Origin of the sequence: Frigidibacter albus (assembly GCF_009908165.1) — a bacterium.
GTDB classification, from domain to species: domain Bacteria; phylum Pseudomonadota; class Alphaproteobacteria; order Rhodobacterales; family Rhodobacteraceae; genus Frigidibacter; species Frigidibacter albus.
This window is the reverse complement of record NZ_JAAAUC010000012.1, coordinates 1-13,292: the sequence shown is the minus strand read 5'-3', so window position 1 is coordinate 13,292 and position 13,292 is coordinate 1. Positions and strand designations below refer to the sequence as shown.

The 13,292-nt window shown below is 66.1% G+C and carries 14 protein-coding genes; 10 read left to right on the top strand and 4 right to left on the bottom strand.

Going from position 1 to position 13,292, the window contains the following annotated elements; genetic code table 11:
- Nucleotides 1-224 precede the first annotated feature (224 nt).
- Together GVY41_RS16800 and GVY41_RS16795 are read right to left on the bottom strand one after the other, a co-directional pair.
- Nucleotides 225-722 (bottom strand): hypothetical protein, encoded by a 498-nt coding sequence (locus GVY41_RS16800; RefSeq protein WP_161348061.1) that lies wholly within the window; start codon nucleotides 720-722, stop codon nucleotides 225-227.
- A gap of 315 nt (nucleotides 723-1,037) precedes the next feature.
- Nucleotides 1,038-1,946, bottom strand: coding sequence for a LysR family transcriptional regulator (locus GVY41_RS16795; protein ID WP_161348062.1), 909 nt, complete (start codon nucleotides 1,944-1,946; stop codon nucleotides 1,038-1,040).
- 182 nt (nucleotides 1,947-2,128) lie between these two features.
- On the opposite strand from GVY41_RS16795, the gene GVY41_RS16790 reads away from it, so the two are divergent.
- From GVY41_RS16790 to GVY41_RS16755, 8 genes are all read left to right on the top strand, one after another.
- On the top strand, nucleotides 2,129-5,542 hold the full coding sequence (locus GVY41_RS16790; RefSeq protein WP_161348063.1) for an indolepyruvate ferredoxin oxidoreductase family protein: 3,414 nt from the start codon (nucleotides 2,129-2,131) through the stop codon (nucleotides 5,540-5,542).
- Nucleotides 5,543-5,660: 118 nt separating this feature from the next.
- Nucleotides 5,661-6,536 carry a lysophospholipid acyltransferase family protein gene (locus tag GVY41_RS16785; protein ID WP_170301227.1) on the top strand — a complete coding sequence of 292 codons (876 nt, stop codon included), beginning with the start codon at nucleotides 5,661-5,663 and terminating at the stop codon, nucleotides 6,534-6,536.
- Between the two features lie 42 nt (nucleotides 6,537-6,578).
- Complete coding sequence (locus GVY41_RS16780) at nucleotides 6,579-7,391, top strand: glutamate racemase (RefSeq protein ID WP_161348064.1); 813 nt, start codon at nucleotides 6,579-6,581, stop codon at nucleotides 7,389-7,391.
- 3 nt (nucleotides 7,392-7,394) lie between these two features.
- Nucleotides 7,395-8,261 (top strand): hypothetical protein, encoded by an 867-nt coding sequence (locus GVY41_RS16775; RefSeq protein WP_161348065.1) that lies wholly within the window; start codon nucleotides 7,395-7,397, stop codon nucleotides 8,259-8,261.
- Nucleotides 8,262-8,338: 77 nt separating this feature from the next.
- Nucleotides 8,339-9,367: an N-acetyl-gamma-glutamyl-phosphate reductase gene (gene argC, locus GVY41_RS16770; protein ID WP_161348066.1), complete on the top strand. Its 1,029-nt coding sequence runs from the start codon at nucleotides 8,339-8,341 to the stop codon at nucleotides 9,365-9,367.
- A 24-nt stretch (nucleotides 9,368-9,391) separates the two neighbouring features.
- A complete protein-coding gene (gene ccmE, locus GVY41_RS16765) occupies nucleotides 9,392-9,835 on the top strand; it encodes a cytochrome c maturation protein CcmE (RefSeq protein ID WP_161348067.1) in 444 nt (147 codons plus the stop codon).
- A gap of 92 nt (nucleotides 9,836-9,927) precedes the next feature.
- Nucleotides 9,928-10,542 carry a holin-associated N-acetylmuramidase gene (locus GVY41_RS16760; protein ID WP_161348068.1) on the top strand — a complete coding sequence of 205 codons (615 nt, stop codon included), beginning with the start codon at nucleotides 9,928-9,930 and terminating at the stop codon, nucleotides 10,540-10,542.
- A complete protein-coding gene (locus GVY41_RS16755) occupies nucleotides 10,533-11,018 on the top strand; it encodes a holin family protein (protein WP_161348069.1) in 486 nt (161 codons plus the stop codon). The genes GVY41_RS16760 and GVY41_RS16755 overlap by 10 nt, the downstream gene beginning before the upstream one ends.
- Nucleotides 11,019-11,099: 81 nt before the next feature.
- On the opposite strand, the gene GVY41_RS16750 is transcribed toward GVY41_RS16755, so the two are convergent.
- Both GVY41_RS16750 and GVY41_RS16745 read right to left on the bottom strand, forming a co-directional pair.
- Complete coding sequence (locus GVY41_RS16750) at nucleotides 11,100-11,519, bottom strand: DUF6691 family protein (RefSeq protein WP_161348070.1); 420 nt, start codon at nucleotides 11,517-11,519, stop codon at nucleotides 11,100-11,102.
- Nucleotides 11,520-11,528: 9 nt separating this feature from the next.
- Nucleotides 11,529-11,960 (bottom strand): YeeE/YedE family protein, encoded by a 432-nt coding sequence (locus tag GVY41_RS16745; RefSeq protein ID WP_161348071.1) that lies wholly within the window; start codon nucleotides 11,958-11,960, stop codon nucleotides 11,529-11,531.
- A 182-nt stretch (nucleotides 11,961-12,142) separates the two neighbouring features.
- On the opposite strand from GVY41_RS16745, the gene GVY41_RS16740 reads away from it, so the two are divergent.
- The gene (locus tag GVY41_RS16740) at nucleotides 12,143-12,466 is read left to right on the top strand and encodes a TraR/DksA family transcriptional regulator (RefSeq protein ID WP_161348072.1); all 324 of its coding nucleotides are present in this window, start codon (nucleotides 12,143-12,145) and stop codon (nucleotides 12,464-12,466) included.
- Nucleotides 12,467-12,577: 111 nt separating this feature from the next.
- On the top strand, nucleotides 12,578-13,292 hold a 715-nt coding region (locus tag GVY41_RS16735; RefSeq protein ID WP_161656920.1), incomplete at its 3' end, for an enoyl-CoA hydratase-related protein.

The window sequence follows — 13,292 nt, the reverse complement described above, 5'->3', positions numbered from 1 at the left end:
GGGCTCTGCCCCATGCAGGGAAGCGGGTTTTTGCGGCCGGCAACAGGAAACGGGCGCGCCCATTCCCGGACGCGCCCGTTCATATGCCCCGGCCCCGTGGCGGCGCTGCGGCAGTCTCGGGCCGGAGTGCCAGGGCCGTAGCCCCGGCCATTCCCGGCCGATCCCCCGCAGCGCCTGCCAGCGGCTGGGGCACGCCGGCGACGAGCGCCGGCTTACCCTGCCGTTCAGCCTGCGGCGGCTGCGGCTTCGAATTCGGCCGCGGTCATCGGCAGAACCACCTGACCATCGGCATCCATCGAGGTTTCGGCTTCCACCGAAACCGAGGTCTGCGTCAGGCCAAGCCCGGCATCGGGCGCGATCATCAGCATGGTTCCGGCGGTGCCGGCGCTGGCGCTCTCGACGGTGCCGATCACTTCGCCGTCCGAAGACACAACGGTCACACCCGCCATGCCGGCATAATCCATGTCGGGCGTCGCGGTGGTCGCGGCCGAGCCCATCGTGCCGGTTTCAGCAGGAACGGTTTCGGCCGGGGCATCCGGGTTCGTGGCGTCATCGGCCGCGGCGCTGGTGCCGGCGGTGTTTCCCTCTTTCGCGGGCATCGTGGTGTTCTCGGATTCCTGGTCGCCCGACGCTTCGGTTTGCGCCATCACGGGGGCTGCCAGCAGACCGATCAGCGCCAACGGCGCGACGGTAGTGGTGAACATGTTGCGGATAGTGGCCATGGGTCTTCTCCGTTCTCTGTTTCATGTGTGCCGGCAACTGCCAGCACCACTGCACAAACAACAAAGTCTGGACCCTACCGTTCCTTCACGCTGTTGCGAGCGGGCGCCGTAGGGCGGCGACGCCGCGTCCCGCAAGACGAAAAAAAAGGCCGAGACAATGCTCGGCCCAAGTCCAACAGGGAGGTAGAAGACGCGTAGAGTTTCCTCAAACAACCGTCTTCTGCGCTGCATTTATGGGCGCAGCGCGAACCGTTCAAGGAAAAACATGCCGCAGATGCATCATGGCCGCCATGCGTGTCCCGCATGGCTGTCCGGTCAGGCTGGCACGGCCTCGTCCATCTGCCGCTTGCGATAGGCCATGATCTCTTCGGTGACGAAGTCGCGGAACGCCGCGATGCGCTTGGACTGGCGCAACTCCTCGGGGTAGGCAAGGAACACCGGCACCTCGGCCGAATGCACGTCGGTCAGCACCGGCACCAGATGCGGGAAGTCATCGGTCAGGTAGTCGGGCAGCACGCCGATGCCGATATGGTTCAAGACGCCCTGCAACACGCCGAAGTAGTTGTTCACGAACAGCATCGACGGGATCTCATAGCTGGTCAGCTTCTGCACCATCGCCGCCCCCGCCGCGACTTGGGCCGCATTGGGGTTCTGGCAGATCAGCCGGTGCTGGCGCATGTCCTCGATCTGCTGGGGCACGCCGCGCTGCGCCAGGTACTGCTCGCTGGCATAAAGCCGCATCCGGATGTTCATCAGCCGCTTGCGGATCAGGTCGGCCTGGCTCGGCTCCTTCATGCGGATCGCCACATCGGCCTCGCGCATCGGCAGGTCCAGTACCCGCTCCTCCAGCATCAGGTCGATGGTCAGGTCGGGGAAGCGGTCATAGAGCTTGGTCAGCCGCGGCGCGAGCCAGAGCGAGCCAAAGCCGGTGGTCGTGGTGACCTTCAGCACCCCGAACACCTCTTCCTCGCTGTCGCGGATCCGGGCCTCGGCGGTATCGAGGCGCTTGGCCATCGAACTGGTGGCATCGAACAACAACTCGCCCTGTTCGGTGAGAATCAGTCCGCGCGCATGGCGGTGGAACAGGGTGGTCCCGAGGCTCTCTTCCAGCGCGCGGATCTGGCGCGACACGGCAGACTGGCTCAGATGCAGGGTATCCCCGGCATGGGTCAGGCTGCCGGCATCGGCCACCGCGTGAAAGATTCTCAGTTTGTCCCAGTCCATTTCATCGCCTTCCTTGCGCCGGACGCCCCCGGCAATAGCACTTATTACATGGCTGCCTTGCAGTGCCTACATATGACTGTGCCAGATGCCAAACAGATGAAGGCGGCAAAAAAGTGATTTTGTAGGTCAGGTTTTTTGACCTATCATGGCGCATGTGCTCATCAAGCAAGGGGAGGTGCCCAATGAGCAGGCATGATGTGACTGGTGAGATCTCGCTCGCCGACCGCTTCGACCTGACGAAATCGACCGTGCTTCTGAACGGCACCCAGGCGCTGGTGCGGCTGATGCTGATGCAGGCCGCGCGCGACCGGGCCGCCGGGCTGAACACCGGCGGCTATGTGACGGGCTATCGCGGCTCGCCGCTTGGCGCCGTGGATCTTCAGATGATCCGCGCCCGCAAGGAACTGACGGCGGCCGGTGTGCTGTTCCAGGAGGGGCTGAACGAGGATCTGGCGGCCACCGCGATCTGGGGCACCCAGCAGGCAGGGCTGCGCGGCGAGGGCTCTGGCGATGGCGTCTTCGCGCTGTGGTATGGCAAGGGCCCGGGGGTGGACCGCACCGGCGACGTGATGCGCCATGCCAACATGGCCGGCACCGCGCCGCAGGGCGGCGTGCTGATGGCGATGGGCGATGACCATACCGGCGAATCCTCGACCGTGCTGCACCAGTCCGACTGGGCGATGATCGACGCCTATATCCCGGTGATCTCTCCGGCTGGGGTGCAGGAAATCCTGGATTACGGGCTCTACGGCTTCGCGCTCTCGCGTTTTGCCGGGGTCTGGACCGGGCTGAAGACGATGAAGGATACCGTGGAGGCGACGGCGGTGGTCGATGGCCGCCCGGACCGGATGCAGTTCGTGACCCCGCAATTTGCGATGCCGCCCGGTGGCCTCAGCATCCGGCTTGGCGATACGCCGGTCGCGCAAGAAGCGCGGATGATCGACCACAAGAGGTTCGCCGCAGAAGCCTTTGCCCGCGCTAACAAAATCGACAAGCGGGTCTGGGGCCGCCCCGGCGCGAAGATCGGCTTTGTTGCCGCCGGCAAGAACTGGCTCGACCTCGTCCACGCGCTGTCCTTGCTGGGGGTGGATGCCGCCGAGGCGGAGCGGTTGGGGATCACCACCTACAAGGTCGGCCAGACCTGGCCGCTGGATATGACCAGCTTCAGCGAATGGGCCGAAGGGCTGGAGCTGATCGTCGTGGTCGAGGAAAAGCGCAAGCTGATCGAGGTGCAGGTCAAGGAGAGCATCTTCGACGACCGCCGCGGCCGCCGCGTCTATGGCTGGAAGCACTCGGTGACGGGGGGGGAGCTGTTCCCGACCCGCTATGCGCTCGACCCGGTGATGATCGCCGAAAAGCTGGGCGCGATCTTGATCGAGGAGGGGCGCGGCACGGACCGCATCAAGAACGGGCTGCAACTGCTTGCAGAAGCGCGGAAATCCGACAACGCGCCCGAGATTGCGGTGCGCCAGCCCTGGTTCTGCTCGGGCTGCCCGCATAACAGCTCCACCAAGGTGCCCGAAGGCAGCCGCGCCTATGCCGGGATCGGCTGTCACTACATGGTGCAGTGGATGGACCGCGAGACGACCGGCTTCACCCATATGGGCGGCGAGGGCGCGAACTGGATCGGCGAGGCGCCGTTTTCCACAAGAAGCCATGTCTTTCAGAACCTTGGCGACGGCACCTACAACCATTCCGGCGTTCAGGCGATCCGCGCGGCACTCGCAGCGGGGGTGAACATCACCTACAAGATCCTGTTCAACGACGCGGTTGCGATGACCGGCGGGCAGAAGAATGAGGGTGGGTTGACGGCGCAGCAGATCGTGCGCGAAATCACCGCGATGGGCGTTAAGAACGTCGCGCTCGTCTATGATGAGAAAGAAGAAATCGACTTTGACGGCTTCCCGCAGGGCGTCGAGACCATCGAGCGCGCCGGGCTGATACCGCTTCAGGAAAAATACAGCCGGATCAAGGGTGTGTCGGCCATAGTTTATGTGCAGACCTGCGCCGCCGAAAAGCGCCGCCGCCGCAAGCGCGGCACCTTCCCCGACCCCGACCGCCGGGTGTTCATCAACACCGATGTCTGCGAGGGCTGCGGCGATTGCGGGGTGCAGTCGAACTGCGTGTCGATCGTGCCGGTGGACACCGAGCTTGGCCGCAAGCGCGCCATCGACCAGTCGAGCTGCAACAAGGATTTCAGCTGCCTCAAGGGCTTCTGCCCCAGCTTCGTCACGCTGGAGGGGGCCAAGGTCAAACGCGCCGCACCGGCCGCGCTGAACCTGCCGGACCTGCCCGAACCCGCCCTGCCGGCGATCCACGGCACCCACAATACCCTGCTGACCGGCGTGGGCGGCACCGGCGTCGTTACCGTCGGCGCGGTGCTGGCGATGGCGGCACATCTGGATGGCAAGGGCGCGGGGATGATGGAGATGGCGGGGCTGGCCCAGAAGGGCGGCGCCGTGCATATCCACCTGCGGGTTTCCAACCGGCCCGAGGATATCAGCGCGATCCGCGTCGCGGTCGGCGAGGCCGATTGCGTGATCGGCGGCGATCTGGTGGTGACGGCGGGGGCGCGGACGCTTGGCCTGATGCGCGGTGGCCGAACCGGCGCCGTGGTCAACAGCCATGAGATCATCACCGGCGCCTTTACCCGCGACCGGGAATTCCGCTTGCCCTCCAGCCAGTTGCGCCTGTCGCTTGAAGCGCGGTTGCAGGAACGGGTGGCCTTCTTCGACGCGACCGAGCTGGCGGCGAAGGCGCTTGGCGACAGCATCTATTCCAACATGATCGTGCTGGGGGCGGCCTGGCAGAAGGGCTATGTCCCGATCAGCCGCGAGGCCATCCGCCGCGCCATCGAGATGAACGGTGCCGGGGTGAAGGGCAACCTTGCCGCCTTCGAGATCGGGCGGTGGGCGGTGGAACGGCCTTTAGAGGCCGAAACACTTGCGCAAACAACGCCAAAGAAGCCGTTGACCCTGAAAGAAAAAATCGACTTCCGCGCCGCGCATCTGACCGCGTATCAGAACGCCGCGCTGGCGGATCGCTACCGTGCCCTGGTCGCCCGCGCGCCGGAGGCGCTGCAGGGGGCGGTGGCGGAGGGCTATCACAAGCTGCTGGCCTACAAGGACGAATACGAGGTCGCGCGGCTGCACCTGACGACGCTGGCCAAGGCCGAGGCGGAGTTCGAGCCGGGGTTCCGGCCACTGTTCCACCTTGCCCCGCCGGTGCTGACCGGGACCGACCCGGACGGGCGGCCGAAGAAGCGCGCTTTCGGGCCGTGGATGCTGCCTGCGTTCCGGCTGCTGGCGCGGCTGAAACCGCTGCGGGGCACCGCGTTCGACCCGTTCGGGCGCAGCCATGAGCGGCGGATGGAGCGGGCGCTGATCGCGGAATATGAGGCGGACATGGCCGAGATCCTGCCCGCCGTGACCCCGCAGACGCTGGAAATTGCCGAGGCGCTGGCGCGGCTTCCCCTGCAGATCCGCGGCTTTGGCCCGGTGAAGGAAGCCTCGGCGAAGGCGGCGGCGGCGCGGCGGGCGGAGCTCTTGGCAGCCTTCCGGGAGGGCGGGACGCCGCTTCGGCAGGCAGCAGAATGAGCCATCAGTGACGCGGCGGTAACGATCAGGTCACAACCGTCGTGTCACTGTCATCTTTGCTGGCGAGACTCGGCGAATCCGGGATACTGCCCGGTAAGCTCTGGCTGCATCGGTCATCATGACAAAAAAAGAAATCGCGCGCGAAATCTCTTACGCCTCCTCGGCCCGGTCGAAGGGCGGTCGCACCGTGATTCGGGTGCTGGAGAATGTGACGGGCCGGATCGGCCTGATCCGCCGGGCCCGGGGTTACGAGACCGATGTAGAGCGGGGGGCGGATTTCTGGCAGGTGATGCTCGACCGCTACGGCCTGAGCCTGAACATCGTCGGCGGCAGCCTGTCGAACATCCCGGCCAATGGCCCGCTGATCCTGATCGCCAACCACCCCTACGGCATTCTCGACGGGCTGATGATGGGGCATATCCTGTCGGCCGCGCGGGGGGATTTCCGCATCCTTGCCAACTCGGTCTTTCGCCGCTCGGAAGACCTGAACCGGGTGATCCTGCCGATTTCCTTCGACGAGACCAAGGCGGCGGCCAAGCTGAACCTGGAGACGCGGGCGGAATCGCTGCGCTATCTGAACGCGGGCGGCGCCATCGGCATCTTCCCGGGTGGCACGGTCAGCACCGCGGCCAAGCCCTTTGGCCGGCCGATGGACCCAGGCTGGCGCAACTTCACCGCCAAGATGATCGCCAAGTCGGGCGCGACGGTGGTGCCGGTGTTCTTCACGGGGCACAACTCTCGCCTGTTCCAGATCGCCAGCCACCTGCACATGACCCTGCGGCTGGCGCTGCTGATCAAGGAATTCCGCGCGCGCATCGACGAGCCGGTGGAGGTGGTGATCGGCGAGCCGGTGAATGCCACCAGGCTCGACGCGCTGAAGGGCGACCCCAAGCGGATGATGGATTTCCTGCGCAAGGAGACGTATCAGTTGAGCCCGAAGCCTTTCGACAGTTTCGATCCCGGCTTCGAGTTCGAGCAGAAATACCGGGCCTGAGAGGCGCCCCGCAAGGGTGCCCCGCCCGGGTTGGAGGGCGTCATGGCGGTTGGGGTGTTCGATTCCGGTCTGGGCGGGCTGACGGTGCTGGCGGCGCTGCAGGCGCGGCTGACCTCGGTGCCCTTCGTGTATCTGGGCGACAATGCCCATGCGCCCTACGGCGTGCGGGATGCCGATGACATCTTCCGCCTGACCTGCGCCGGGGTGGAGCGGCTGTGGGACGAGGGCTGCGATCTGGTGATCCTGGCCTGCAACACCGCCAGCGCCGCCGCCCTGAAACGGATGCAGGAGACCTGGGTGCCGGCCGACAAGCGGGTGCTGGGGGTGTTCGTGCCGCTGATCGAGGCGCTGACCGAACGGCAATGGGGCGACAACTCATCCCCGCGCGAGGTGGCGGTCAAGCATGTGGCGCTGTTTGCAACCCCTGCCACGGTGGCGAGCCGGGCCTTCCAGCGCGAGCTGGCGTTCCGCGCCATCGGGGTGGATGTCGAGGCGCAGCCCTGCGGCGGCGTCGTCGATGCCATCGAGGCCGGGGATGAGATGCTGGCCGAGGCGCTGGTGCGCAGCCATGTCGAGGCGCTGCTGCGCCGGATGCCCAAGCCCGAGGCGGCGATCCTCGGCTGCACCCATTACCCGCTGATGGAGGCGGTGTTCCAGACGGCGCTTGGGCCGGACGTCCGCGTGTTCTCGCAGCCGCGGCTGGTGGCCGAGGCGACGGCGGACTATCTGGTGCGGAGGCCGGAGATGCTCGGGGCGGGGACGGGGTCGCGGTATCTGACGACGGGGAAGCCGGAGAGCGTGAGTGCGCATGCGACGCAGTTTTTGCGGCGGGGGGTGCGGTTTGAGGGGGCTTGAGGGATGATCGCCGCTAATCTATTTGACAAGTGCTGGCCGATTGACTTCGTAAGAACCTTTGCGAAAGAGCTCTCGCTGGCGCTGATTATCTCTTTATCGACGTCGCTGACGGTATTAGCTATCTCCTATAGCTTTTCTCTTGCATTCGGTTATTGGTCTTTCTTATTTGTACCTGTCGCGCTCGCAACCAAACTGCTCTTCGCGGTCATGAAGGTTCTTTGTGATCTCGCGGTCACGCAAATCTATTTCAAAAGCTATGTGGATGATTGGTTAAGTGATCGTCAGAAGAAGTTCGATCTTCGAGCTACTCCGTCTTTCACTGCGTTCGCCAGTTTGTCTCACAGGGAAAAAACTTTTGCAGATATCAAGTTCAAAGCACTTCTAGACGCAGAGGGAGATGAGAGGCTGTCTGACAGTGCGCGTGAAAGATTAAGATTTTGCAACAAAGAAAGGATCGATCTTCGTAGGAAAAGCGTCATCCGCTTTGCTGCTGATGTCGAGGCTCAATATGTTGCGAGTCTAATCCACCTCCGGGTCTTGCATGAACTTTTTTTAAATCCTCGAGCCAGAAAACTACTGGCAACGTTTTTTTCCGATCTGGAATCGCGCTCGGATAAAGCTGTAATTGCTTCCGACTGGGATATTGCCGACGCTTTCGAGCCAGATCTTCGATCAATTGCGTCTGACATAAAAAATAAGGTCGTTGCAGATATTGATTGGCGAGATCCATTTCTGCAGTTGTATCTGACGGTCGGCCGCTTGGATTATGATGTTGAGGGCCCTTGCATCTATCAGGATGACGCTGTTAATGGTCTGATTGAATCCTTGCAGAGCGAGCGGCAGGGAGGCAATCTAAAGAACCGCGTCTGAGACCGTAATGCTTGCCGCGCCATCCTCCGCTCCCTAAGGCGCCGTTCGCTCAACCACAGCCAAGAGACTGAAACATCATGACCCACCGTATCGCCATCCTCGGAGCCTCGGGCTATACCGGCGCGGAGCTTGTGCGGCTGATTTCCACCCATCCGAACATGGTCGTGACCGGGCTGTCGGGCGACCGCAAGGCGGGGATGGAGATGGCGGAGGTGTTTCCGCATCTGCGCCATATCGCGCTGCCGGTGCTGCAGAAGATCGAGGAGATGGACTTCTCGGAGGTCGATCTGTGCTTTTGCGCGCTGCCCCATGCCACCAGCCAGGCAGTGATCTCTGCGCTTCCGCGGGATCTGAAGATCGTCGACCTGTCGGCGGATTTCCGGCTGCGCGATCCTGCCGCCTATGAGCGGTGGTATGGCAAGCCGCATGCGGCGCCGGCGTTGCAGGCCGAGGCGGTGTATGGGCTGACAGAGTTCTACCGGGACGAGATCGCGCAGGCGCGGCTGGTGGCGGGCACGGGCTGCAATGCCGCGGCCGGGCAGTTCGCCATCCGCCCGCTGATCGAGGCCGGGGTGATCGATATCGACGAGATCGTCATCGACCTGAAGTCGGGTGTCTCGGGCGCGGGGCGCAGCCTGAAGGAGAACCTGCTGCATGCCGAGCTGTCGGGCGGCACCCATGCCTATTCGGCGGGGGGCACGCATCGGCATCTGGGCGAGTTCGATCAGGAGTTCACCCGCGTGGCCGGGCGGCCGGTGCTGGTGCAGTTCACGCCGCACCTTTCCCCGATGAACCGCGGCATCCTTGCGACCGTCTATGTGCGGGGCGAGGCGGAGGCGGTTCATGCGGCGCTGGCCAAGCGCTATGCGCCCGAACCCTTCCTCGAGGTGCTACCCTTTGGCGCACTCCCCTCGACAAGGCATATCGCCGGCTCCAACTTCGTGCATATAGGCGTGTGCGGGGACCGGATCCCGGGGCGGGCGCTGGTGGTCTGTGCGCTCGACAACCTCACCAAGGGGTCGTCGGGGCAGGCGATACAGAACGCGAACCTGATGCTGGGCCTGCCGGAAACTGCCGGGCTGATGCTGGCGCCGCTGTTCCCGTAAGGGGGCGCGGGCCGAGGAGGGGTGATGAAGGGGCTGAAGAAGAAACGGCGGATCCAGGTGCTGCTGCTGGCGGCGGTGGCGCTGGTGCTGTCGACCGCGCTGATCGGCTATGCGATGCGCGACGGGATCAACTTCTTCCGCTCGCCCAGCCAGGTCGTCGAAGAGCCGCCGCGCGAGGGCGAGGTGTTCCGCATCGGCGGGCTGGTCGAGGATGGCAGCATCGTGCGCGGGCAGGGCGAGACCGTCAGCTTTGCGGTGACCGATGGTGGCGCAACGATCCCGGTGCGGTTCACGGGCGTGCTGCCGGATTTGTTTTCGGAAAACCAGGGCATGATCGGCACCGGGGTGATGGAGGACGGCACCTTCATCGCGCGCGAGATCCTGGCCAAGCATGACGAGACCTACATGCCCCGCGAGGTGGTGGACGCGCTGAAGGAACAGGGTGTCTATCAGGATCCGAACGGGTAACGCGCGGTAGGGTTAACGGATCTTAACCCGATCCTGAGGAACTGGGCCCCAGAGGCCGGCGGCGATCCCGCCGGCGGCATGGGGTGCCAGGGATGCAATCAGCAGAGCAAATCGCAGCCGGAATCGTCGCCCGCGAGGGCGGCTATGTGAACGATCCAGATGATCCGGGCGGGCCGACCAAGCATGGGGTCACGCTTGGCACGATGCGGCGGCTGGGGCTCGACCTGACCGGCGACGGGCAGGTGACCACCGCCGATGTGCGGCGGCTGACGCCGGAGCGGGCGGCCGAGATTTACCTCGACCACTATTACCGCGCGCCGAAGATCGACCAACTGCCGGAGGGACTGCGGGCCTCGGTCTTCGACATGTATGTCAATGCCGGGTCGGGTGCGGTGAAGGTGCTGCAGCGGCTGCTGGTGGAGATGGGGCAGGATATTCAGGTGGATGGCGGGATCGGCCCGCAGACGATCCGCGCCGCCTTTGCCGCCGAGGCGATGGCGGCGCCGGGGCTGCTGGCCGATGCCTATGGGATTGCGCGGCGCAATTACTATTACGCGCTGGCGGATGCCCGGCCCGCCTCGCGCAAATACGCGCGGCGGCGCGATGGCGGCAAGGGCGGCTGGATTGTGCGCGCCGAGGAGTTCATCAGCCCGCGCTTCCACCTGACCGAGGCGCAGCACAAGGCGCGGGTGGCGGCATGGGCGTGATCGGGGCGCTTCTGGGCAATCCTTCGGCGGTGCAGGCGGTGGGCACGGCGGCAAGCTCCGTCGCTGAGGTGTTCACCCCCAATGCCACCAAGAAGATGGAGAAGTCGCACGAGGCCTATATCGCGGCGCTGGACGAGCATGGCGAGGAGTTCAAGCACGCCCGCCCCGGCACCTTCGATGCGCTGGTCAACGGGCTGAACCGGATGCCGCGGCCGATGCTGGCACTGGGGACGCTGAGCCTGTTTGTCTATGCGATGATCGACCCGGTGAGTTTCGCGCAGCGGATGGTGGGGCTGGGATATGTGCCAGAGCCGCTGTGGTGGCTGCTGGGGGCGATCGTCAGCTTCTATTTCGGCGCGCGCGAGGCGCATTATTTCCGCGGGCGGGGTGGGGTGGTGGTGGCCCCGGCTGCGGTGGCTGCGGCGCCGGCCGAGGACAATCCGGCGCTGGCGGAGTGGCGGGGGATGGCTGGCTAGCGGTGCGCCTGGGGCTGGTGGCCGGGGGTTTCACACCCCCGGACCCCCGTGGGATATTTGAGAAAGGCAAAGGTGAAGAGGTCAGGTTCTTGCCAGTCGCGCGCGCAGGGCGGGGGTGGCGGCCATGGCGGCGAGCATCGCGGCCAGGAAGATCAGGCCGCCGCTGCCGCCGAAGCTGAGTGAGGCGACGGCGGGGCCGGGGCAGAGGCCGGCGAGGCCCCAGCCGGCGCCGAACAGCAGCGAGCCACCGAGGAGGGCGCGGTCGATGGTCGGGGCGCCCTGCTCGGGCAGGTCCCCGAGCAGGGCGCGGCGTTGTCGGGCGGCGATGCGCCAGGCGATTGCCATCGGCGCGATGGCGCCGCCGAGCACGAAGGCCAGCGTCGGATCCCAGGCGCCGAGGATGTCGAGGAAGCCCTGGACCTTGGTGGTGTCGGTCATGCCCGAGATCAGCAGGCCGGCCCCGAACAGTCCGCCGGTCAGGACGGCGATGAGCATGCGCATGTCGGATCCTCAGATGATGTGCAGGACTTGGCGGAAGAGCAGCAGCGTAAGGACGCCGGCCGCCAGATAGGCCGCGGTGGCCGCAATCCCGCGCGGCGAGAGCCGCGAGAGGCCGCAGACGCCGTGGCCCGAGGTGCAGCCGCCCGCCAGACGGGTGCCGAGGCCGACCAGCAGCCCGGCGGCGACCAGCACGGCCAGATTGCCGGTGACATGGGTTTCGGCCGGCACGGCGCCCGCCCGCACCAGCAGCCCCGGGACGACGATCAGCCCGGCGAGGAAGGCGAGCTTCTCGGCCCGGGCGCGGCCCCTGGCGCTGCCATCGGCGAGGCCGCCGAGGATGCCGCTGGCGCCCATGATGCGGCCATTGATCAGCAGGTAGACCGCCGCGGCGCTGCCGATCATCAGCCCGCCGATCAGGCCGTTGATCCAGTCCTGTTCCATCCCGTTCCCTCTTTTGCCGTGAACCCAGGATATAGGCGGACGACGACAAACCACAAGATTTGAATATGTATCTGGCAGTCACGTTTCCAATCCTGTCCGGTAACCGCGCGGCCTCTTGACCTGCATCAATGTGACGCGCGGCCATGCCTGCAAAATGGGCGGGACAGGAAAAGGAGACCAAGATGCAGACCGTACAGGACCCGAAGACCACGCTGACCACCCGCCTGGAGCAGCTGAACGCGCGGATTGCCGAGATCGAGACAGAGCTGGAATCGCACCAGTCGAAGGACTGGACGGAACTGGCCAGCGAGCGCGAGAGCGACGAGGTGCTCGAGGAGATGGGCCTGTCGGCGCAGCATGAGATCCGGATGATCGAGGCGGCGCTGGTGCGGGTCGAGGCCGGGGAATACGGCGCCTGCGTGACCTGCGGCGCCGAGATTTCGCCCGAGCGGCTGGCGCTGCTGCCGGCAACGCCGTTCTGCCGGGATTGCGCGCCGCGCCGTTGAGGCGACCGGGCTGGCGGCGGGCGATTGCCGGAGCGTGGGTTTCGCATTGTGCCCGGCGTTCTGCGCCGTAATCTGCCCCGGCGCCAAGGGCGCGGGCAGGAAGGGTGCAGGATGGCGGCGGAGGGGATCGCGCGGATCGGGCCAGGAGGGGCACTCGGCTGGGAGGCGGGCGCCGGCGAACAGCCGGCTGCGCTGGTCCTTGGCGATCCCGCGCGGCTTTATGATCTGGCGGCGCTGGCGCCGCTTGCGGCGGCGCTGGACCGGGCGCTGGCCGATCGGGCGGTGCACGCGGTGGTGCTGGATCTGGCGCACCCCGCGACGCCCCCCGTCACAGCCCTCGATCTGCTGGCTGCCGAGGCCGGGTTTGCCGTCCTCGCCGCGCGGATTGCCGACGCGCCCAAGCCGGTGGTGGCGCTGATCTCCGGGCCGGTGGCGGGGCCGTGGGCGGCGCTGGCGCTGGCGGCGGCGCTGCGGGTGGCGGCGCCGGGCGGGGGGATCGGGTTTCCCGAGGCCCGGCTTGGCCTTTTGCCCGGCGCAGGCGCCACGCAGCGGGCGGCGCGGCTGGCGGGGGCAGGGGCCGCGCTGCAGCTGTTGCTGGCGGGGCGCATGGTCCCCGCGGCCGAGGCGCAGGCGGCCGGGCTGATCGAGATGGTGACGGAGGCCGCGCTGCCGGCCGCGCGGGCGGCGCGGCAGGCGGTGGCGCTGCTGGTGGAGATTGAAGGGTTCGGGGTGCAGCTGGTGAGCGCCGAGCAGGCGACCGGGGCGCTGGCGGAGCGGTTTCGCAGCGACCGGTCGGGCATCGAGCCGGAGGGCAGCGTCTTTGCCG